This window comes from Paenibacillus sp. MZ03-122A (assembly GCF_024213325.1).
Taxonomy (GTDB): Bacteria; Bacillota; Bacilli; order Paenibacillales; family Paenibacillaceae; genus Paenibacillus; species Paenibacillus polymyxa_B.
Genome location: NZ_JANAVI010000005.1, coordinates 318,492 through 340,806 on the forward strand (window position 1 = coordinate 318,492; position 22,315 = coordinate 340,806).

Below are 22,315 nucleotides of genomic sequence, written 5' to 3' on the forward strand. Positions count from 1 at the left end.
CATACTAACGTAAAAATAAGCGTGGAGAGTTGGCTAGATCATGAGCAGTTCACGAATCTCCAGCTCGGTCAGTGCCGAAAGGGTTTCTTGCCCCGGCTGAATGACCTGGTCGATCATGTTTTTCTTTTTTTGTTGCAGCTCATACATTTTGTCCTCTACCGTACCTTGGGCGACGAGACGAATAACCTGCACGACTTTTTTCTGGCCCATTCGGTGTGCTCGGTTGGTAGCCTGCTCCTCTACAGCGGGATTCCACCACAGGTCATACAAAATGACTGTATCTGCACCAGTGAGGTTCAGGCCAGTGCCTCCTGCTTTTAGGGAAATCAGGAACAGCTCGCGTTCTCCTTCGTTGAAGCGACTGCACAACTCGACTCGTTCCAGAGCAGGAGTCTGCCCATCCAGGTAAAAGTAGGACACCCCTTCTCGAGTAAGCTCGCGTCCGATCATTTGAAGCATTGTGGTGAACTGTGAAAAAATGAGCATCCGTTTCCCGGAGCTGAGACATTCCGTAATGATCTCCAACAGCTGTTCAAATTTAGCAGAGCTTCCCGTATATCCTTCGATGAACAAGCCCGGATGACAACAGAGCTGACGAAGTCGAGTCAGACCGGCGAGAATTTTGATCCGATTTTTCTGAAATCCTTCCTCGTTGAGATGCTTCAACGTTTCATGCTGAAGCTTGGCCAGATAGGCGGTGTACAGCTTTTTTTGATCTGGCAGAAGCCGGGATACCTGCACGGATTCGATTTTCTCCGGCAGCTCCTTGAGGACATCACTCTTAAGACGGCGCAGCAAAAACGGACGAACCCGCTTGGCGATCACATTTCGAGGCAGGTTGTGAAACGCTCTTTTCCCGCCGGGAAATAGCGCAGGAAATACAACGTCAAAGATGGACCACAGCTCTTCCAACGTATTTTCTACGGGCGTTCCTGTCAGGGCAAAACGGTAACGAGCTTTTACATCCTTAACAGCCTGTGCCGTCTGGGTGGCATGGTTCTTGAAAGCCTGCGCCTCGTCCAGAATGAGCGTATGAAACGATGGCTTGCTGTACACATCTGCATCGCGCCGTAGCAGCGGATAGGACGTAATGACGACGTCATAACTGGCGGCATCCCGTATGATTCGGCCGCGTTCTTCCGGGCTGCCATCTGCGATAGTGACGCGGACGTGTGGAGCAAATTTCTCCAGCTCATTCCGCCAGTTGTACACCAGTGATGCAGGGGACACGATCATGGCTGGAAGCTGCTGGCTGCGGATCTCCGGCAATACTGAGACGAGAAAGGCGATACTTTGCAGCGTTTTACCCAGCCCCATATCATCTGCCAAAATGCCCCCAAAACGGTAATGCGCCAATGTCTTAAGCCATTGAAAGCCGTAAACCTGATAATCTCTCAAGATTGGGGCAAGCATGTCTGGAACTGGAAAGTCGAGATGGTCAGGGTTACGTATATTTTCCAACAGCTGGCGAAAGGTTTTACCCAAAGTCAGGTTTTTCCCATGATCGTGAGGATCAATTAAGTACAGTCCTTGCGTGACGGGAACACGAATTTGCGCTGCATCCAGATCGCTTTTGCGGATACCTGTTTCATTCATGAACCGAATCAATTCCTTGTACTCCTCTGTTTCGAGCGGCAGCAAGGCACCATTTGGAAGACGGTGATATTTCTGTTTTTCCTCTAACGATTTGAGCAGTTTGCGAATTTCCGGTTCCGGTATGCCCTCCATATCAAATTTAAATTCAAGCCAATCTGTACGTTCATCCCACTCCGCGCGTATCCTTGGGGTAGGCAGAGTATTGTTTATTTTTGCTTTGACTGCACCTGTGGCATAGACGTCCAGCAGCTTTTCCAGTTGCGGAACAGTATGATACAAAAAATCATACTCTGCATCTTCATCTTCCATAAAATATCCGCTATCTGTTCTGGCAAAGGAGCTATGCTCCATCAGCTCCAAAATCCGCTGCTCCTGTTCCCCATCACGTATCAGAATTCGGTCGATACCAGGCGTTCGTGCATCTGTTTCCAGCGGGTTGATGATGATATCCCCATATTGGAACTCCAGCCCTGCCAGCAGCTTGTCTCTTACCCGGTCCAGATATAGCTTTGCCTTCAATGGCTGCTGTGTGACCCGATCTGAGACGGACCGAGTCATGTGGACACGTCCGAGCTTCATTAACCCGGGTACAACCTTGTCCATAAAAGATTCCATCTGCTCTGGCGCAATCTGAACTTTTCGCCTGTGGTGTACTTCTACCATCCGTTTTAGCTCGGACAAACGCCGTAAGGGATCGGCTTTCTGTTTGACAAGCTTGCCATCGGCAATGACGACACCATAGTCTTCCATGATGGTCAAGTCATCTAATCCTTGAATGCTTAGCTGGTAGCCTTCGATTTCGGCCTCATCAAATTCAAATTGCAGCGGAAGCATCAGGTCGGACTGGGGAATACCGTCGCTCATGTTTCCGTGAATTTCAAAGTAGACGCCCTGTGCTGCTGTCAGCAAGGGGAGCAGCTTTTCCCAAGCCGCAGGCGGGATGAGGAGCATTCGCTCGCCGCTCATATGACTACTGGAAGATGAATACGTGCCTGAGGTTTCCCGAATCATACGCTCATGGTGGCACACCTGGGATAATTGCTGGAGAATAGCGTCATGTTCAGGACGGAAGCGGTACAACTCAGGCTCGTACGAGAAGCTTTTTGTGAACATGTAGCTATCCCCACGGTCAATACTATCCAGAAACGGACGAATTTTCTGCACGATATATAATCGTTTGGGACCAGCCTTCATTTCTACACCAAACATATATTTTTGGTAACCATAGGCAAAAGGCCGGATGACGAACTGAAAATCCAAGACCGCGCGAGTATCCAGCAGGGTTGGTGTGCTGCGAAGCGGTCGCTTGCGGTCAAATAGTTTTAACATACTGTCGGTCAGCTGGAGATCGCCTCGTGTGATGTCAGAGGATCGTTCCGTTCTAGCAGTGTGATCATATGGAGCATCTGTAGATGTGTACATCCCGTCTGAATCCATGCTCCCTGCTGTATCTGGGGCAGTACCGGGATGAAGCCTGGAGGCATAGGAGCGCACAGACAGACTTTTTCCACGGCGTATATCATGGGCGTTAAGGAGAACAGCTGCGATATGTTTACAATATCGTCCGGTGTTCTGAAATGTGCTACAGGTGCATTCTGCTCGGATACTTCCATTGGATCGGATCATCGCCGCAACAGCATAAAAGCTGCTTCCTTTGACCGTAGCTTCGTACACACCTTCATCATGATCTATTTGTGTAAAGGCCACTCTTTTGGCCCGGTAATAGGCATCCCCGTCGTCATAAGCGGCTTGACTGCATAGTTGTCTGATGGCTCGCCGGGTAAGTTCAAAACTCATGATTCGTAATCCTTTCCTGGGTTATTCCGTTTTCTTACATGATAACAGAACAGATAGGAGGATGGACACTTGGGTGCTTATCTGTGGGTTAGAGAAGTTTTTACAAGCTGCACATAGCAGGATACAATGGAAGTGTTAAAGAAAGGAGACGGATACCTTTGCAAAATGAAGAGAAAAAGACCGATTCCAAATCCGGCTCATCCAAATGGTACCTTGGTAGTGCAGCAGCATTGCTTCTTCTGAAAGGTAAGTCGTTACTTGCCCTTTTAAAATTCAGTAAATTTGGCGGTGCGCTGATATCTATGGCGATAACGATTAGCACATATGCGATCATTTACCCGTGGGGATTTGCGGTCGGATTCGTGTTGCTGTTGTTTGTGCATGAGCTGGGACATGTATGGGCTGCCAAGCGCAAGGGGCTTCCCGTGTCAGCACCGTTATTTATTCCTTTTCTCGGTGCGCTGATCACAATGAAACGGCAACCTTTGGATGCGCAGACAGAGGCTTATGTAGCCATGGGCGGCCCGTTACTGGGGACGGTTGGGGCTATGGCGGTATACGCAGGAGCCTATGCAACAGACAGTCCCCTGTTGTATGCGCTCTCGTATGTCGGCTTTTTCCTGAACCTGATCAACCTGCTGCCGATTCATCCACTCGACGGAGGACGAATTTCCACGGCAGTGACGCGTTGGCTGTGGCTGGTGGGCTTATTGGGTGGAATTGTAGTCGTAGTATATTTAAAATCCTTTTTATTTTTCTTCATATGGGCGTTCTTTGCCTACGATTTGTACAAAAAATATGTTAAACGCAATAAAGGAGAGGTCAAGATCCAATCTTTTTTGCAAAAGCCGCTGGTGAATGTACAGCATCTGTATGAGCAAGGATATCCACTGCCCGGACCGGAGCATACACGCAGATTATCCTTTAATACCTACTCGGATTTGGAGGGGCAGCAATATGTGACGGTGTATATGGAAAGTTTGGATGTGGAGCAGACACTTAAGCTGCCGCAGCAGTGTCTTGTCCAGCATGTATGGCTGAACGGTGTGGAACATATACCGACGCCGGATGCGTACCAGCTCAGATTGCTGTGTGGGATTGATTACATTCCGTTTGAAAATGATAAATATTACGAAGTGCCCGCATCATCACGCTGGAAATTTGGCATCAGTTACTTAGCTTTGGCCGTATTCCTGATGGGGATGATGTATGTGGTGCACCAGCATATAGGGGATATTAGGCTGTGATCTGAATAATGAGTGCTTGGTCAAGATTTTAGATCATTAAGGCAACGGTACAGCTTATAGGAAATAGAGACAAAAGAGCGCGACAACCGCGATATTCGGTGTCACGCTCTTTTTTTGGTTGAATAACACGGTGGAGCTTTTGCTATCCGTCCTTATATCTTAATCCTTTGTTCATCAGTAATCGGTTTTAACGTCTGGCGGTATTTAAGTGGGCTGGTGCCTGTCCAGCGCTTGAACTGTCTGCTGAAATGAGCCAGACTGGAGTATCCGAGCAGGGAAGCTACCTTGTTGAGTGGCAGATTGGGCTGCTGGATCAGCACCTTAGCTTCATGCAGCTTGGTCTCCGATAGATAGTGACGTGGAGAATAACCGTATACCTTGCGGAACACTTCCTGGGCATAGCCGGGACTAATCCCAAGGGAAGCCGCCACATCTTCAAGACGGAACGCTTGCTCGCCAGATTCATCTTCCCGATAAGGCTTAAACCTTGATTGAATGGCTTCCATGATGGCCTTGGCATATTGAACGGATGAAGGCGCAATTCTGGGCTCCAAACCGGTAGATATCACTTGCGAGAATATCCCGAATAGCTCAAATAAGGCAATTTGCATACGAAAACGGTCTGCTGTCGTATATTCTCCGCTTTCCTGCACCATGCCAATCCAGCTATGGACGACCTTTTGCAGCTTGGTATTCGTTTCAGTACCCGCTGGAAAAAAGAGCTGATTGCTCTTAATCATTTCCTGACGGAACAATGGTTCATCGACATTAAAATGAGAGCTAAAATAGTACATGCCGTTTGGGGAAACACATTGACTCACATGTTTGAAACCCGGCGGAATAATTAAAATATCACCTTCCCCAACCGAATAAACGTTATTTTCCATAATCGTTTCCTGACGACCTTCTAAAATGAGTGCAATTTCGAAACCGATATGAGACTCCTCCGGCATGCACCAATCCGCTTGGACCCGGTGAATATGGGCGCCAAAAAATTTCACATTCCAGTCAATAATGGGCAGCCATTGGCAATCATGAAATAGGGCCGGATCAACATCAGGATTTAATATCATCAGATCACCTTCGATTAGGGCAAATTTTACACCGCTTAGACAATCTCATTGTATCTAACATTTAACTATAATAAAAGAGCGTTTACAAATGCTATAGTATAAGCTTTTATATATAAAAGAAAGCGCTTGCTCTGCTATTTATACGGATTATGTTGGCATATCTGTTTCTATTATCGGTACTTTATTCGCACTAGCCCGTATATGGGATGCACTTAGCGCTCCGATCTTCGGCGTGATCATTGACCGTGCCAATCTAAAGGGCGGCTTGGTTCGTCTATATCTTGCACTTCGAAGCGACTGGAATCGAATTTTGCAAAATCCTAACGAACCTAATTGGAGGACGACTTGATGAAAAAGCTACTGTACGGTGTTGCCTATTATGATGAGTATATGCCTTATGACCGTTTGGACCAAGATATTCAAATGATGAAGGATGCGGGCATCAATGTGGTGCGGATTGCCGAATCCACTTGGAGTACGCATGAACCGCAAAACGGCGTGTTTGATTTTACCTCTGTGGATCGGGTGCTGGACGCCATGCATAAGGCGGGCATTGAAGTCATTGTGGGGACGCCCACCTATGCCGTACCCACATGGCTGGTGAAAGAGCATCCTGATGTATTGGCGACAACGCCTCAAGGTCCGGGCAAATATGGAGCTCGCCAGATTATGGACATTACGAACCCGGTGTACCTGTTCCATGCCGAGCGAATCATACGCAAGCTGATTGGGCGGGTGAGTCAGCATCCGGCGGTTATTGGCTTTCAGACGGATAACGAGACGAAGCATTACAACACAAGCGGGCCCAATGTGCAATTGCAATTTGTAAAGTATCTGCGGGAGCGGTTCGAATCGCTGGAGGAGCTTAACCGCAAATTCGGTCTGGATTACTGGAGTAATCGCATCAATAGCTGGGAGGACTTTCCTTCGGTGGTCGGAACGATTAATGGAAGTTTGGGCGCAGCCTTTTCCCAATTTCAGCGCAAGCTGGTGACGGACTTTCTGGCATGGCAGGTCGCGCTGGTGAAGGAATATAAGCGGGAGGACCAATTTGTTACGCAAAACTTTGATTTTGCGTGGAGAGGTCATTCCTTTGGTGTTCAGCCAGACGTGGATCACTTTGCGGCATCGCAAGCCTTTGATGTGACTGGGGTGGATATTTACCATCCATCACAGGATGACCTGACTGGCATTGAAATTTCCTTCGGTGGCGATGTGGCACGTTCGACGAAAAATAACAACTATCTAGTGCTGGAAACGGAAGCGCAGGCTTTTACCCACTGGGTTCCCTATCCGGGGCAATTGCGTCTGCAAGCGTTCAGCCATCTGGCTTCCGGGGCCAATATGGTGGCATACTGGCATTGGCATTCCATCCATAATTCCTTCGAAACCTACTGGAAGGGTCTGCTGAGCCATGATTTTGAGCCGAATCCTGTGTATGAAGAAGCACAGACCATAGGGAAGGATTTTGCAAGATTGTCTCCGCATCTGGTCAACCTGAAAAAGAAAAATAAAACGGCGATTCTGGTCAGCAACGAAGCATTGACGTCGATTGACTGGTTTAAATTTAATATGAGTAGCCCGTTAAATTACAATGACATCGTACGTCGTTTGTATGACGAGTTGTATAAACTGAATATCGGGACAGATATCGTTCATCCAGGTACAGAATCGTTTGAAGACTATGATCTTTTGATCGTCCCAGTTCTCTATTCTGCCCCAGATGCACTACTGGAGAAGCTGAACCGATATGTGGAGAAAGGTGGTCATGTAGTATACACATTCCGAAGCGGATTTACCGACGAGCATGTGCAGGTAAGAACGTCCCGGCAGCCGGGCGTGATTAGCGAAGCCTGCGGCATTCATTACAGCTTGTTCGTGCAGCCGAAGAAGGTGACGCTTAAGAATAATCCTTTTGAGGTGGCACCAGAGGACAATCAGGTAGATACGTGGATGGAGCTGATTACCCCGACGACTGCTGAAGTATTGGCCTATTACGATCACCCGCATTGGGGAAAATATGCCGCAATTACGCAAAACTGCTATGGTCAGGGAACAGCGACCTATATCGGCTGTGTCGTCAGTCCGGCGGTCATCCGTGAACTATTCAGCTCTGTAGCCAAAAAGGCAGGAGTATGGGGACTGGATCAGGAAGCGTCTTATCCGATCATTGTTAAATCCGGCACGAATGAGCTGGGACGGACAATCCGGTACTATTTTAACTATTCCGAACAAGCAGGCTCGGTGGTATATCCTCATGGAGACGGCAAGGAGCTGATTGGGGAGCATGCGGTTACCCAAGAGCAAACGCTTACATTAGAGCCTTGGGGTGTTATAATTATCGAAGAAGCGTAAATGATGAATAGTGAGCCACAACCGACTCACGAATAATATCATATAGGTATTCCCCGGGAGTATCCGGTACATGAAGCGCCCCTGCGAATTGCGGGGCGTTTTCGCATATGGCTGAATAGAGGAGTGCATCGCTATGACAACCCGAGCAGTCCGCTGGTTCCGGGCGCTGACAGCCCCGTATCGACGCAGCATTCAGCTCAAGCTGATCTTGACGATGATTGTTCTATCTGTGCTGCCGGTCATTGCTGTCACGGTGCTGGCTGCGGAAAAAAGTAGAGCTTCCATGGAAGCTGAAGTAGTAGAGACGAACATGTCCAATATGAAATGGACGGGGATCTATATCAGCGACCAGCTAGATCGTCTGAATCATCTGATTTACAGCATTCAGATCAGCCCTGATCTGAGCGATTATTTGAATGAGCGCGAGCCTGACAATCTTTCAAGCCAATTTAATGCCCAGCGAAAAATGCTGAATACGATGGCGAATGTGTATTATTCGGCCGGAAGTCATGTGATCGGCATCCAGCTTTATTTGAAGCAATCGCAAACCTTGTTTACCTTTAATAGTATGCAAAATGAAATTACGACAGTGAGCGGTATTCCCCCACAGTATGCCGAGATGTGGCAAGCGAATAAGGATTATTCGATTCGTCCAAGCTCCTCTGACCCCGAACGCTTTATTTTGACGCGCAGTATTCGGCGTTTTGAAGACCAGAAGCAGACGGGGGCTATTTCTTTGGATGTATTGTGGTCGCAATTCGATCAGACGCTGGGCCTGCTGGGACGAGGGGATCAGCATCAGGTGCTTATTACAGATGCAGATGGCGGGGTTATGTATCCAGCACAGGCTCGGCAGTCGCCTCCTCCTGCAGGTGTGCTGTCAGCTCTTCATGACGTTAAGCCGGGCCCCGGGATGATTCAAACTGCTGAACATTATGTGTTCTATAATGATCTGGATGTAGTTGGGCTCAAGCTGGTCAAAATCGTGCCCACTTCCTCCATTAACCACAGCGCTTTTTCAACGATGCTGTATGGTATTATCGTCGGCGTGATTTCAATCCTGGTTTCCATCTGCATTGCCGTGTTCATCGCATGGCGGACTGCACGTCCGATTGTTCATTTGGCGCGTTCCGTACAGGAGTTGGATATGATCAAAGGACCGATTGGACAGCCAAGTACACGCCCGGATGAGATTGGGCTGCTGGAAAGAAGTCTGCATGGGATGGCAGGCCGAATTCGCGAGCATATTCAGGCGGAATACAGTATAAATTTGCAAAAAAAGACGGCTGAATTGAAAGCGCTCCAAGCGCAGATTCATCCACATTTTCTGCAAAATACGCTGCAAATGATCGGAAGTATGGTGTTTTCGCAAAAGCCAGAGGACACCTATGAAGTCATTCGGTCGCTGAGTGAGATGTTCCGTTACGTGGTACGGGAACCTCAGGATTTGGCCTCTTTACGCGCAGAGCTCGGCCATGTGGGACACTATATGCGCATCCAGCAACGGCGATTTCCACAAAGATTGGTGTTTCAGGTGGAGATGGAAGAACAGGCGATGGATATTCGATTGCCTAAGCTATCGCTTCAGCCATTGTTGGAAAACGCGTTTCAGCACGGTCTTGATCGAAAGGCGGGGGCATGGAGAATGGGGATTCGGGTGGAGATTATGAAAGAAGATGTGTGTATTACGGTTTGCGATAATGGAAACGGCATGGCCCCGGACAAGCTGGAAAAAGTACGGGCAAAGCTGGAAAACGCGTCGGAGGAACCGATCTGGGCGCAGGGTAGTCATATCGGATTGAGCAATGTGTCTTCACGCATACGGATGAATTTTGGAGTGCGCTACGGAGTGACGATAGATAGTGAGCAGGGAGTCGGTACAAGTGTCACTATCCGCATTCCATTTACCTCAGCAGAGGAGGGAAAAGATGATTAGAGTATTAATTGTGGACGATGAGCCATGGAACCGCGATATTCTAAGGACATTTGGCACATGGGAAAAACTTGGAATGTTGGTAGTGGGTGAGGCTGAAGACGGAGACGAGGCGTTCAGGCTGGTCGGGGAGTTAGCTCCCCATATTGTGATTACTGATATGCACATGCCGGGTGCGGACGGAGTGGAGCTGCTGCAAGCGCTAAATAACCATTGTCCTGATGTAAAAATCATTGTCGTGAGCGGATATGATGACTTTGCGTATGCCAAACATGCCATCCGTTACAAGGCCGTCGATTATTTGTTAAAGCCAGTCAATCCTGCAGAGCTGAATGCAGTGTTGCTCAAATGCAAAAACGATCTGGAGGTCAAGGCTGCTGAACAGCAGCAAGAAGCGACGGAGCTGGATTATGAGTTTTTTCACAAGCTGACCCGGTATAAGCAACTGCTGCGTCTTTATTTTAATGAGTTGAACCGTGACGGGGTGAACATAACTTGTAGGCAGGTTATGCAGGAGCTGGAGAGTTATGGAGCACCGAGTCCACATATGCTGGGCAGGCTGGTGCAGGAGCTTCTTTCCCTACTAAAAGAGCTCACAGCGGATAACGGGCTGGATACTTCTACGGCAAAGGCAGGATTTCCACTGTCGCAGGATGCCGTATCCTCTGTAGAACATGCGCTGGAATTCGTATCGTCGTGCTATGTTCAGGAACTGGATCAGCTCATTCGGCAGCGGAAATACAAAAACAAACTGAATTTAGAAGAAGTACGGCGATATATCGACAGTCACTTTGCTGGGCCGATTACACTGGAGCAGTTGGCAAAAAACTTTTTTGTGAGCAAAGAGTATATGAGCAAGGTATTTAAGCAGGAGTATGGTCAAAATGTAACGGACTACATCGTAGAGCGAAGAATGGAAAAGGCGCGGGAATGGCTGGTCAATAAACAGATTTCAATCAAAGCAGTCGCGGAGATGGCAGGATATGAGGATGTGTCTTATTTCTATCGGGTATTTAAAAAGCATTTTGGCATGGCACCCGGTGAAATGAGAAAGGAAGTTTAAAAAAGTCCAATCCAATAAGCTAAGGGTGTCCAATGGCAGAAGTGACCTCTCATTCTATAATGAAAGCGTATACAAAATGAGCAATACAAAGGAATTTGGCCTTTATGAAGTTCGCACAGAGCTGAATAGAGGTTGAAGACCGGCGGCATAGCTGCTTTGAATAACAACTGATTTGCCGATGGGCAACGGTTATTTTCAAAATAGGGGAGGTCATTTTTCATGAAAATGTGGAAATGTGTATTGAGCACGATGCTGGTTGGCACGTTATTGGCCGGGTGTGGAGCGAATTCTTCAGGCAGTGACAGCAACGGTTCCGGTGGAGACGGCAAAACGGTGAATCTCAAAATGTTTATTGCTCAGCCCCGTTTGAAGGAGCACTACGATAAATACATTAATGCTTTCGTAGCGAAAGAGAAGAAAGATAAAAATATCGACGTTACGGTGCAACTGGAGATGCCGCCTGCTGACAACGCCGCACAAATTTTGAAGACAAGACTTGCATCCAACGATGCGCCGGACGTATTTGCATTGCACGCGGTGAATGAAATTCCTCCGTTTTATAAAGCGGGCTATTTGGAGGATTTGTCCGGTCAGCCTTTTGTTAACAAATTGATGGATAGTGTGAAGCCTTCGGTGACAACCAAAGACGGAAAGGTCGTAGCGGTTCCTTTAGAAACGATCTCGTGGGGCTACTTGTACAATAAAAAGATATTTAAGGATTTGGATTTGCAGCCGCCGGGAACGTTGACCGAAATGAAGGCTGTGGTGGAGAAGCTGAAAGCGAATAATGTAAAACCGTTCCTGTTGTCTTACAAGGAATCCTGGATTCCACAGCTGTTCGTGCCTCTGACAGCAGGTGCGATGATGAACACACAGAATAAAGATTTTATCGAACGGATGAATCAGGACCAAGGCTCCTTTTTCGAAATGAAGAGCATGTTCGATATTATTGATCTGGTGAATAGCAACGGTACTGACAAGGCGCTTGAAATCGGCGGGGATGATGGATCGGCTGCGTTTGCTTCGGGTAAAGCGGCGATGTGGATTCAGGGACCGTGGTTTGCGGAAACGATTTTAAAATCTGATCCGAAGATGGATTTTGGGGTAGCAGCGCTGCCGATCAATGACGATCCCAATGCGACATTGATCAATTTGTCCACTTCGACTTCGCTGGCTGTATCCTCCACAAGCAAGAACAAGGAGGTTGCGCTCGATTTTGTTAACTATGTGCTGGATGACAAGGATTCTAGCGCGTTCTATGAAGCATTGAAATTTAATCCGATCTCCAAAGTGCATACGTTTAAAAGCTATCCTTGGGTTAATGACGCTACCGAATACGTAAAAGCAGGCAAGTCGTACCAAGATCCATCTATCCCGCAAGCGGTTAAGGACGAGGCAGGGAAATCGCTACAATCCTATTATGCTGGTCAGCTCTCGCAGGATGACGTCATTAAGGCACTGGATAAGGCATGGAAATCGTATAACAAAGTGAACAAGTAACGGTAACCTATAGAATTACACCAGGAGGGAGAGACTCCATGCCTTTTAAAATCTATAAAAAATACGTCATGCTACTGGCGTTTACGGCTCCGGCGCTGATCTTTTATGCTATCTTCCTGCTCATTCCAACGATCAGCGGCATGTACTACAGCTTTACAGACTGGAACGGATTGAATCCCAATTACAGCTTTATCGGCTTGGGGAACTTTGTGGAATCGTTGAAGGAAGACCCCGATTTTCTCAATTCCCTTTGGTTTACCCTTAAATACGTATTGGTCATGATTGTGCTGCAAAATGTACTGGCACTGGCTCTGGCAGTGTTGATTGAGTCGCGTACACGTACCAAAGGATTTTTCCGGACGATATTTTTCATGCCCAATATGATCAGTACCATTATTAGCGCATTTATGTGGACCTTCGTTTTTTCTTCCGTGCTGCCACAGATCGCCGAAAAGACGGCTATCGCCTTTTTGGGCCAATCGTGGCTGGGCGATCCGAAGGTATCTTTCTTCTCTATCATTATCGTGTCGCTCTGGAATGGTGTCGGCTATATGATGATCATCTATCTGGCTGCGCTTCAAGGTGTACCACAAAGCTTGAAGGAGGCTGCTATTATTGACGGGGCGAACGCATTTCAGACATTGCGAAGCGTAACGATGCCGATGATTACTCATGCGATTACGATCTGTTTCTTCCTGACGCTGAATGGTGCCTTCAAGGTGTATGAGGTCGTATACGGACTGACTGGCGGAGGGCCAGGGCGCAGTACACAGGTGATTACGATGAACATTTATGAGGAGGCGTTCTCCAACAACTTCCGTTATGGGTATGCGAGCGCCAAATCTGTTATTTTGTTCGCGATTGTTCTTATTTTCACCCTGATTCAGCTGCGTGTCATGAAGAAGAGGGAGGTGGAGGCATGAGGCTGAAGAAAGCCAATTCCTTGCTGATTACGCTGATTCTGTGCGTGGGCGCTGTCGTGTCCTTCTTCCCAATCTACATGGCGGTAATTAACTCGTTTAAAACACAGGGTGAGATGTTTGCATCCTTTACGGCGCTGCCGACGAAGCTTCACTTTGAAAATTACAGTCAGGCTTTTCATCAGACTCATTTGCTGAACAGCGCTCTTAATTCCACGATTATTTCTTTTATCGGCATTGGTGGCATTGTGATCTGTTCGGCACTGGCAGGCTACAAGCTGTCTCGTACACAGGGGAAACTGAGCAGTGCGATTTTCTTCCTGTTTGTCGCATCGATGCTGGTGCCGTTCCACTCTATTATGATACCGCTTACACGAATGGCAAAAGATTTGTCCGTTCAAGGCAGTACGTACGGCTTGGCCCTGATCTATATCGGCTTGGGTGTGAATATGGCGATCTTTTTGTATCATGGATTCGTCAAATCCATCCCGCGTGAGCTGGAAGAATCCGCACAAATGGACGGCTGTAATGAGTTTCAAACGTTCTTTCGCATTATATTTCCTTTGCTGCTGCCGATCACAGTTACCATCGCGATTTTGGATTTTCTGTGGATTTGGAACGACTTTTTGCTTCCATTGTTAATGCTGACGGATGTGAACCATTACACTCTAATTCTCTCGACCAATACGCTGTTTGGAGAGTACAACAAGGATTGGTCGCTTATTCTGGCCGCACTTGTACTGACCTCCATCCCGGTTATCCTGATCTATGCCTTCTTCCAGAAATTCATCATGGAGGGTATCGCAGAGGGAGCGGTTAAGGGATAAGGTGGAAAGCCTTCCTATCAACAAGGAAGGCTTTTTCTCTGATTCAGCTTTTTTCGCGCCAACGTTTCAATAAAAAGATAGGAAGGGTTACAAACAAAATTGCAAAGGCTGCAATGATCCACCACTGAGGGTCAATGATATACAACACGACTCCGATCAGCAGAACTGTTGTTATTAAGGAAATTCTCACTTTCAACATTGTTCTCTTACTCACCCTAGCTTCTAATTTTGGCAACGTTATGAGGGTGATTGCAGTTAACGCAGCAAAAAATATGGAGGTAAATGAATTATAAATAATACCAACTCCTTGATCTAATTACTCACCCCGGATTGTTTGGATTTAATGTGATAAAACAGAAACCCTCCGCTGAGGAAGGCTTTTGTTTTGGAACGACGCACATCCAACGTTACTTCGAGAAAATACTTATAATAAAAAATAAAAGCGAAATGATGATCAAAGTTAGATATATACTAGAAATCCGTTTTCCGATTGTAGCTCCAAACTCTTTAGGATTTTTATATCCAATGATTAAACTGGGAATAAAAAAAATACTGGATAGATAAATGGTGTAGTGAAACCTAGTATTATCGACAGGATTGGACCATGCGGACAATCCAAAAAAGGAAAGCAACTGGTCTCCCAATATGTAATCGCCAAATTCAAAAGAAACAGCTATGCCAAGAAGAGATAACAGCAGTGAAAGTGATCCCCAGCCTACTTTTTTTCTGTTTTTTCTCAACAATTCAAAGATAATTAGTAAAATTGCAATTGCTTGTATGCTGTATGTCAACATGATTGAAAACATAAAGTACCTCCTTGAACATTAAGATCCAATGATAAGATGTCAATTTCGAAAATGAACATACCATTTTTTGGAATGTTTTCATATGCCTTTCAATACAGCGATCGTAAGATCAAATGGAACGTGAAGCGTCTCTAGCCATACAATATTTCATCTGAATGTAAAAGGAGATGATTATGTTGGCTACCTTCTCGGCCGCGCTTCAAGTGAAAAAGCGGATGGCCAAGCGAGTCTTAAAAATGTCCGGTGTCCACGGCATTGGCGTAGGATACAGGGACCCTGCCCATCCCAAAAAGGGAGCCGCTGTCATTGTGTATACGGACCGTCTAGCGTCGGCCTCTACTGGACTCCTGTCAGCCACCGCCTTAGGAAAGAAAACGAACGTTCCAGTCCGAATTGTAAAAACTGGAAAGATCAGAGCCAATGCCACGGACTACAAAGTGCGCATACGCCCGGTCATCGCCGGCTACAGTGTCGGGACGATTGAAGGCTCCGGTTCAACCGGACTCATCGTTGCCCCAACTGGAGCGCCGGCGACGCGTTATCTTTTTAGCAATAACCATGTCCTCAATCCCTCCAATACAGACAATCGGGAGGCTACAATACAGCCAGGCGGAGCCGATGGGGGGACGGTTACTCAGGATCGTATAGGAAGGCTGTATCGTTACGTACGCTTGAATCCCACCGGTACAAACCTGATTGATGCGGCGCTTTCGCTTCCGACCCGTAACAACCTACTCAATCCGCGTTACGCTACGGTAGGAGCGATTCCAGGTCATGTTACCGCATATCGCATAGGAGAAAGATTGAAGAAGGTTGGGCGTACGACCGGACGGGTCAATGGCACGGTAGAGTCCGTCTATACGGACCTGCAAATCAATTATGGCGGAGAGTTGGGCCTGCTGACCTTCGAAGATCAGACGGTTATTAGAGGTACGACTCCCGTATCACTACCTGGGGATTCTGGCTCTGTATGGCTCAGACAGTCAGATAATTATGCAGCTGCGGTCAACTATGCAGGCACGGCAGATGGTCGCTTATCTATAGCCTTTCCGGTGCAGTGGGCGATGCAGGTATTCAACACACGGGTAGCCCGCCCCAATGGGGCAGGCAGGGTGCTCAGGGTAGATACAGGTTCTTCCCCTCGCTCCTATACTAGGCAGCTCACCAGTGAGGAACTGGTTCGCTTAAGACCAAGAACGACACGCATTAGACGGAGCTAAACGCCCTACAGATGGAAAAGCTGCCGCTGATCGTCCCAATAAAGCGGTCGCTTTAAAAGCTTTCCGAAGGACTGCTTGCTTCGGAAGCATCATCTCCCCGGATTTCTCCCCTGATTATAGACTTAACTTAAGTAATCCGGGGGTGGAGCTAATATAGGAAGAATCATTCACGATACCAATCATTTACGACGATAATGATTCACGACGCAAATCATTCACGGTACAAATCATTCATAATCTAAAACGTTAACGGCATGAATGAATACATTCTAATCTGCTCCTTCAGCATATGAATGGGCTCCCACATCATGGGCTGTAATGGTGCTGCTTGCCGAGGCCAAGCCCCGGATTTCCTGAGCGGTTAGGGCTCTGTTGTAAATAATCAGTTCATCCACTGCACCGTTCAGGTAGGGATCATCAAACTGGGATTTCCCAATGTAGTTCCGGTCTGTTAGTCCAAGGCTGGAAGGCTTGAGTGTCATGTTCGTGTTACGCGTCGCCTCTACACCGTCCAGATACATCATTCCAGTATTGCCTGACAAAGTCACGGCGACATGCTTCCAAACCCCTGTTGCCAGCTCTGGCGCATTCAACTGTTGTTCCTCTCCGTTCCCCGAGACGGTGATAGCAAAGCGCATACCGGTTCCCTCGGCTTTGGGTGTCAAAAACATATACCGATTCGTGCCTGCTCCAAAATCAAACAGGCGTGCCCAGCCGTTATGCGTGTTCACCCGTACCCACGCGGCAATCGTAAAGTCATTTAGGCTGCTAACGATACCACCGGGCAGGCTAGCATAGGCGTCTGTACCGTTAAAGTGCAGGGCATTGCCTTTCCGTCCGGCTCCCCACGCACCTCCATTTACACTGGCCTGCTGTCCATAACCTGACGAATCGGCTGCGGTAGATCCGGCCGTTTCGTCAAATTCATAACGGGCTACAATGTCTCCGGCGGGAGACGGGTTGTCTGTACTCGACTGGATACGGATATCATAGTTGGCTGCCGTACCGATATTCAGTCTGACCGTGGTCGTAGAGCTGTTAGCAGCCGTGACTGATCCGTTTTTTGTGCCGTCTACGAGCACGTCATACGTACCTGCCGCAAGTCCGGTCAAGCTCATAATGGTGGTGTGAGTCGTGCCTGGAGTCGTGTTTTTCAGCGTCAGGCGGATGCTGTTCTTGGACTTAGACACGATGGCCAAGCTATATTGGTCCCGATTCAGCTCCAAACTCAGCTTTTGGGTGATCAGATGCAGTCGCTGGAATACACCGTCCTTTGGAGTGATCGCGTAGCTGTTACTGCTTTCTGTAACGTCACAGCCATAGCCGAACAAGCCGAATATTGGATCTACAGCAACATCCGAGCTTAGGATTTTAATGGCTCCAAATAGCCCCAGGTCGGCTTCCCCGGACATCCCGCGCCATCCGTTAAAGAGGGGGCCGCCGTCCAGACCGAGTGCGCCATAATTGCCCTTGCCCGCCTGATATGTCCACGATACCGCCCCGATATTGGCAGGATCAGGGCTGATCTGTCCCGAGTTAATCGCCCCGATGTTCGCCAGCTTGGCGGCATAGGACAGACGCTGATCCACTTCGGGCTTGGACGAATGCCGACGTGTCCAGTCATCCATCGCATAGCCGGCCAGTGAAGTGGTGTACTGGAAGTACCACCAATTCTCTCCGGTGATGGTGACCGGATCGGCGTAATAGTACCAGACAGGCATATGACCGCGTGCAGCACGCGTTTTGGCGTTGATTTTGCTCATCATGGTCGTGTTGTTGTTCATTTTGGCGAGTGTATATACGGCTTCTTCACCTGTGTTGTCATAGTTATACTCAGAGCCATAAGGATAGGTGGTGTTTTTGAAATTGTTGTACTTGGTAGCCATTTTGGCAATCAGGTCGTTAGCCTCGGTAGTCAAGCCTTCTTCCTGAAGCGCTTTAATCATATCAGGTGTAGTTAGCTCACCCATAAGTCCCGTGTTCCAATTATAAGCAACAGGGCCTTCATACAACGCTTTAAAAATACGATAAGCACGTAGCAAATATGTGTTTTTGCTATTGCGATAGCTGATCAGGTTGGGATACAGCTTGGCAAGTTTATACATGCTAAAAAATGTATTATAAATGTGCGGATAGGCATAGCCCCGGTACGTTGGTGTCGTATTAGGCTGCGGCATCAGAAAATCAGGAACCAGATAATCGGTATGATGGCCTTCCATCAAATTCGTCCAGATGGCCACCTCCAAATAATCATCGACTGCCTTGATTTCAGATGCTACGGGCTTCTGAACGTTTTTCTCCGCCAGAAACTGGCCGTGAGTTAGTCCCCAATCATCACCCCAGCCCCAGTAGCCAGCAAAGCTGTTGCGTTTGGCCTTGTATTGCATCATCCAGTCATCAAAGACCTTGTCCCTCAGGTCGCCCGGCACGTTCCATTGGGTGCTGTTGACCATGAAGGTAGAGTGACGCTGAAGTGCAGCTTCGACTGGCTCTATGGCATAGAACTGGAGAACGTTTTTTTCGCCGTTACCATAGTTTACAGTAATATTGTTATGTCCCAGTCGTCCCAGGGTAAGTTCATATATTTTATGGTTTGTAGGGGCTGTTTCCAGATAGCTGATGGTCGTTTCGGACGGATATTGCGCTGTGACAGAGGTAATGGATTTGCTGGTATGCAGATCGAATTTGGCCTTGAGATTGGTCGGGAAAATCATACCCGGGACCACGGTCACATCCACATGTCCCTCACTGTACAGCCTGTCCTTTACAGCCTGCTCGTCCGCTACTTTATAAAATTTAAAGGCATACGTTTTGCTTTCACCAGGAGCCAGCGACAGACTGGTGCTTCCGAGATAACCACGGTTGGTGCTCTTGATGACATTGGAGTGGATATAGAACACATTCAGTCCTTCGGACCAGCCACCTTGCTCCATAGCCCAAGTGCTGCCGGGATGCTCCTCAGTTCTCCAATGGTCCTGATATTCGAGACCAGCACCCGTTGAGGCATCAGGGATTAGCAGTACATACGGTCCGATGCCGCTAGGTCGTCCGGCGGTAATAAAGGAGCTATTATGGCCTACAAAGGAGTGTGAGAGTACTCTGGTTTCATAAATTTGTTCATTATTGCCACCGGACCAGTACTCGTTAAACGGAAGCGGCAGTCCCCAATCTCCGATCTCCAGCGTTTGATTAGAGGTGTTTGTTACTTTCATTTGCCAATGCAAATAATCGTTAACCAACGAATAAGTTTCATGTAAAATGAAATTACGTATTCCCTGATTGTTTGATGAATTCTGATAGGCTACCTGGACACTGTTTCCAGAAGAGGTGATCTGGCGCGCATCAGCAGAATTACTTGTCCATGCCCGAGTCCACGCTCCGTTGCCGAGACGATAGGTGAACATGAGTTCACCCAGCCACTGATGATCCGACGTATTCTGTTTAGGTGCGTTGGAGCTGTTCATGACATAGTTGGTATTAAAAGTGTCCCCTACCAGCCGTAAGGAAGAGAGATCGCCGTAATCTCCGACAGAGATGGAGAACACTTGATTAGATAGTTGTACTGCCATGCTATCAACCTCCTAACAAAGGTTCGTGAGCGTGCTCACTACGTTAATATATGTGTGAGAAATACTTTTGCTACCCTATGTATGAGAATTGATAGAAAATAGATTCATATAAATGTCCTAGAGGGCGCTCAATCGTGGAGGTAGAGGTATTATGAAAATTAAAATGGAGTTGCCAAAGATTCCTGTCGACTTGCCCGTATTAAATGAAGAAATGTATTCCTTACGATCCAAAGGCGAATATCGTATGGGGTCTGTAGAGGATATGATTTTGGATAATGTGGAAGCGGTTAAGGTTTCATTAGAGAAGATGACTTTTAAAAATGTAACGATCATGGAATCGTCATTGCCGGAAAGTGAATGGACAGACGTCATTTTTGATAAATGCGATCTGTCTAATGTTCATTTTTCCGGTTCCTTTATCCATCGGGTAGAGTTCAGGAACTGCAAATTGCTTGGAACAGACTTTTCCAGAAGCAGGCTCCAAAACGTTCGTTTTTCGGATTGCTTAGGGGATTATTCGATGTTCCGTTTTGCTAATTTTAAGCAAGTTGGTTTTGAAGATTGTTCTTTAATAAGTGCCGATCTGTATCATTTAACACTACAAAAAACCTTTTTTAACCGTTGCAATCTGGATCAAGCGATGCTATCCGGGTCCAAGCTCAAAGGGATTGATCTGAGCGATTGCGAATTTGATGGGCTACAGGTGGATATAGAAGATTTGAATGGCTGCATCATTTCACCGCATCAGGCTTCATCATTTGTGGGCCTTTTGGGGCTAGTGATTAAATAAGGGATTCCTTACTGATTTTTATTACGGTCCCATGCCTGGCGAAGACGATTAAACCCTTCAATAATTTGTTGCTCCGTTAAATGGGCAAAGATAAAGCAGGCAGATGGAGGTCCCGGTGTCAGTTGGTAATCGGCGGCATCACGCCATGTGACTCCGAAAAATCGTGCTGTCTGCATCAAATGATGATACTGGACAGACTCATGCTTCCAGATGGCATAGGCATGTAGTCCGCAATCGTTCTGATGCCAGTGAAACAGTTCACTTAACTGCTGTATTTCACGCTGAAACACGTCGTAGCGTGATCTGTATATTCGAGTCATCCGACGCACATGGCGTACATAGTCGCCGCGCATCATAAAACGTGCCAGTGCGCGCTGTTCCAAGCGGGCAGGCGGCAGGGGATCATATAGTCGTTTGGCAGCTGTCAGCGCTTGGGCCAATTCAACGGGCAGAATCGCAAATCCGAGTCGAAGGCTGCTGAACATGCTTTTGGAAAAGGAACCGACATAGATGACACATTCCGCGCGATCCAGTGCTTTTAATGGTTCAATGGGTCGTCCTGCCCAGCGGAATTCACTGTCATAATCATCCTCAATGATCCACGCACCTTTGGATACTGCCCATTGCAAAATGTGTTGACGGCGTGCTAATGGTAACACAGCACCCGTTGGAAACTGACGTCCCGGCGTAACAAACAGCAATTTGGAATCCCAATCCTGTGGGACAATTCCATGTTGATCCATTTCAGCAGCATGTATCTGTCCGCCTGAGGCAGTAACTGCACGATAGATGCCGGAATAACAGGGATTTTCCAATACAATTCGATCTTGTTCATGAATAAGCAACTGACTTAATAACGTGATCACTTCCATGGAACCACTGCATAATACGACTTGATCCGGGGTAGCCGTTATTCCGCGTGTTCTGCCAACATGATGGCAAATCGCTTCGCGCAGCCATTCATCACCGTTCACGGGTGCAGTCGTCGTATCAGCCGAGGGCCTTTGCAGATCTTTTCCAGCGGCAGTCATTGCGCTTTTCCATGCGATCTGTGAATTGCCCTCCAATACAACTTCTCCTGCCTGGAAAGAAATCAAAGGCGGTTGCGCACTGTCTCTATCTGTAGCAGAAACAGGAGACGACTGTAAGTTTCGTTCCCTTTCGATCTGCATGATTCGTTGTCCCCATGCTGATAGAGCAGGGGCTTTTTGTTTTGCGACAGGTGAATTTTGGTTCTGCTGGTTGATTAGAAATTTGTCGGGCAGCGTCGCTGTCTGTTGCATAACAAAGGTTCCTCTGCCTACTGCCGAGTCTACATATCCTTCTGCCAACAGCATATCGTATGCCTCTTTAACGCTCCCTCGCGAAATTCCATACATCACAGCCAGATCACGAGTGGAAGGCAGACGCGTACCACTGGCTAGGGAACCATTGAGGATTCCCTCACGAAGAGCATGATACAATGCCAAATATTTTAAATGATACTTTTGAAGCGCACGCTGATAAGCAATCGTAATATCCATACTCTTCTCCTTCGATTGGACCACTCATTTTCGTTCATATTGGATCTTTTTATGAATCCATTTTCAACATAATCTGAAATGTATCATTGGTCAATA

15 protein-coding genes are annotated in these 22,315 nt (G+C 47.4%); 10 read left to right on the forward strand and 5 right to left on the reverse strand.

From position 1 onward, the window contains the following. Positions 1–33: 33 nt before the first annotated feature. Positions 34–3,393 (reverse strand): DEAD/DEAH box helicase, encoded by a 3,360-nt coding sequence (locus tag NLX74_RS13620; RefSeq protein WP_254329052.1) that lies wholly within the window; start codon positions 3,391–3,393, stop codon positions 34–36. 158 nt (positions 3,394–3,551) lie between these two features. Here NLX74_RS13620 and NLX74_RS13625 point away from each other — a divergent pair, with 158 nt between their 5' ends. Continuing rightward, entirely contained in the window at positions 3,552–4,640 is a 1,089-nt protein-coding gene (locus NLX74_RS13625; protein ID WP_235307180.1) for a site-2 protease family protein, read from the forward strand. Positions 4,641–4,792: 152 nt separating this feature from the next. On the opposite strand, the gene NLX74_RS13630 is transcribed toward NLX74_RS13625, so the two are convergent. Continuing rightward, positions 4,793–5,713: an AraC family transcriptional regulator gene (locus NLX74_RS13630; RefSeq protein ID WP_254329053.1), complete on the reverse strand. Its 921-nt coding sequence runs from the start codon at positions 5,711–5,713 to the stop codon at positions 4,793–4,795. 136 nt (positions 5,714–5,849) lie between these two features. Here NLX74_RS13630 and NLX74_RS13635 point away from each other — a divergent pair, with 136 nt between their 5' ends. The 7 genes from NLX74_RS13635 to NLX74_RS13665 all read left to right on the forward strand — a co-directional run bounded on the left by NLX74_RS13635 (position 5,850) and on the right by NLX74_RS13665 (position 14,311). Further along, positions 5,850–6,062 (forward strand): MFS transporter, encoded by a 213-nt coding sequence (locus NLX74_RS13635; protein WP_367997044.1) that lies wholly within the window; start codon positions 5,850–5,852, stop codon positions 6,060–6,062. Beyond that, complete coding sequence (locus tag NLX74_RS13640) at positions 6,062–8,068, forward strand: beta-galactosidase (RefSeq protein WP_254329054.1); 2,007 nt, start codon at positions 6,062–6,064, stop codon at positions 8,066–8,068. The genes NLX74_RS13635 and NLX74_RS13640 overlap by 1 nt, the downstream gene beginning before the upstream one ends. 133 nt (positions 8,069–8,201) lie before the next feature. Continuing rightward, positions 8,202–10,004, forward strand: coding sequence for a sensor histidine kinase (locus NLX74_RS13645; protein ID WP_254329055.1), 1,803 nt, complete (start codon positions 8,202–8,204; stop codon positions 10,002–10,004). Beyond that, complete coding sequence (locus tag NLX74_RS13650; RefSeq protein ID WP_235307184.1) at positions 9,997–11,064, forward strand: response regulator transcription factor; 1,068 nt, start codon at positions 9,997–9,999, stop codon at positions 11,062–11,064. Before NLX74_RS13645 ends, NLX74_RS13650 begins: the two co-directional genes overlap by 8 nt. A 219-nt stretch (positions 11,065–11,283) precedes the next feature. After that, complete coding sequence (locus NLX74_RS13655; protein WP_254329056.1) at positions 11,284–12,564, forward strand: ABC transporter substrate-binding protein; 1,281 nt, start codon at positions 11,284–11,286, stop codon at positions 12,562–12,564. Between the two features lie 38 nt (positions 12,565–12,602). Beyond that, the gene (locus NLX74_RS13660; protein WP_023986930.1) at positions 12,603–13,487 is read left to right on the forward strand and encodes a carbohydrate ABC transporter permease; all 885 of its coding nucleotides are present in this window, start codon (positions 12,603–12,605) and stop codon (positions 13,485–13,487) included. Further along, the gene (locus NLX74_RS13665) at positions 13,484–14,311 is read left to right on the forward strand and encodes a carbohydrate ABC transporter permease (RefSeq protein WP_235307186.1); all 828 of its coding nucleotides are present in this window, start codon (positions 13,484–13,486) and stop codon (positions 14,309–14,311) included. The genes NLX74_RS13660 and NLX74_RS13665 overlap by 4 nt, the downstream gene beginning before the upstream one ends. Positions 14,312–14,718: 407 nt before the next feature. Here the strand turns inward: NLX74_RS13665 and NLX74_RS13670 are convergent, their stop codons facing one another. After that, the gene (locus NLX74_RS13670; RefSeq protein ID WP_254329057.1) at positions 14,719–15,117 is read right to left on the reverse strand and encodes a hypothetical protein; all 399 of its coding nucleotides are present in this window, start codon (positions 15,115–15,117) and stop codon (positions 14,719–14,721) included. A gap of 173 nt (positions 15,118–15,290) precedes the next feature. Here NLX74_RS13670 and NLX74_RS13675 point away from each other — a divergent pair, with 173 nt between their 5' ends. Beyond that, positions 15,291–16,337, forward strand: coding sequence for a hypothetical protein (locus NLX74_RS13675; protein ID WP_134904622.1), 1,047 nt, complete (start codon positions 15,291–15,293; stop codon positions 16,335–16,337). A gap of 269 nt (positions 16,338–16,606) precedes the next feature. Here the strand turns inward: NLX74_RS13675 and NLX74_RS13680 are convergent, their stop codons facing one another. Next, positions 16,607–19,906: a DUF5695 domain-containing protein gene (locus tag NLX74_RS13680; protein WP_254329058.1), complete on the reverse strand. Its 3,300-nt coding sequence runs from the start codon at positions 19,904–19,906 to the stop codon at positions 16,607–16,609. Positions 19,907–20,057: 151 nt separating this feature from the next. Here NLX74_RS13680 and NLX74_RS13685 point away from each other — a divergent pair, with 151 nt between their 5' ends. Next, complete coding sequence (locus tag NLX74_RS13685; RefSeq protein ID WP_235307190.1) at positions 20,058–20,696, forward strand: pentapeptide repeat-containing protein; 639 nt, start codon at positions 20,058–20,060, stop codon at positions 20,694–20,696. A gap of 8 nt (positions 20,697–20,704) precedes the next feature. On the opposite strand, the gene pdxR is transcribed toward NLX74_RS13685, so the two are convergent. Next, complete coding sequence (pdxR, locus tag NLX74_RS13690) at positions 20,705–22,219, reverse strand: MocR-like pyridoxine biosynthesis transcription factor PdxR (protein WP_235307191.1); 1,515 nt, start codon at positions 22,217–22,219, stop codon at positions 20,705–20,707. Positions 22,220–22,315 lie beyond the last annotated feature (96 nt).

What these genes read in the sequence shown, in the direction of transcription:
- NLX74_RS13685 (WP_235307190.1), top strand. Translation starts at nt 20,058, where the DNA reads ATGAAAATTAAAATGGAGTTGCCAAAGATTCCTGTCGACTTGCCCGTA.
- NLX74_RS13660 (WP_023986930.1), top strand. Translation starts at nt 12,603, where the DNA reads ATGCCTTTTAAAATCTATAAAAAATACGTCATGCTACTGGCGTTTACG.
- NLX74_RS13620 (WP_254329052.1), bottom strand. Translation starts at nt 3,393, where the DNA reads ATGAGTTTTGAACTTACCCGGCGAGCCATCAGACAACTATGCAGTCAA.
- NLX74_RS13680 (WP_254329058.1), bottom strand. Translation starts at nt 19,906, where the DNA reads ATGGCAGTACAACTATCTAATCAAGTGTTCTCCATCTCTGTCGGAGAT.
- pdxR (WP_235307191.1), bottom strand. Translation starts at nt 22,219, where the DNA reads ATGGATATTACGATTGCTTATCAGCGTGCGCTTCAAAAGTATCATTTA.
- NLX74_RS13650 (WP_235307184.1), top strand. Translation starts at nt 9,997, where the DNA reads ATGATTAGAGTATTAATTGTGGACGATGAGCCATGGAACCGCGATATT.
- NLX74_RS13655 (WP_254329056.1), top strand. Translation starts at nt 11,284, where the DNA reads ATGAAAATGTGGAAATGTGTATTGAGCACGATGCTGGTTGGCACGTTA.
- NLX74_RS13645 (WP_254329055.1), top strand. Translation starts at nt 8,202, where the DNA reads ATGACAACCCGAGCAGTCCGCTGGTTCCGGGCGCTGACAGCCCCGTAT.
- NLX74_RS13675 (WP_134904622.1), top strand. Translation starts at nt 15,291, where the DNA reads ATGTTGGCTACCTTCTCGGCCGCGCTTCAAGTGAAAAAGCGGATGGCC.
- NLX74_RS13670 (WP_254329057.1), bottom strand. Translation starts at nt 15,117, where the DNA reads ATGTTTTCAATCATGTTGACATACAGCATACAAGCAATTGCAATTTTA.
- NLX74_RS13665 (WP_235307186.1), top strand. Translation starts at nt 13,484, where the DNA reads ATGAGGCTGAAGAAAGCCAATTCCTTGCTGATTACGCTGATTCTGTGC.
- NLX74_RS13640 (WP_254329054.1), top strand. Translation starts at nt 6,062, where the DNA reads ATGAAAAAGCTACTGTACGGTGTTGCCTATTATGATGAGTATATGCCT.
- NLX74_RS13630 (WP_254329053.1), bottom strand. Translation starts at nt 5,713, where the DNA reads ATGATATTAAATCCTGATGTTGATCCGGCCCTATTTCATGATTGCCAA.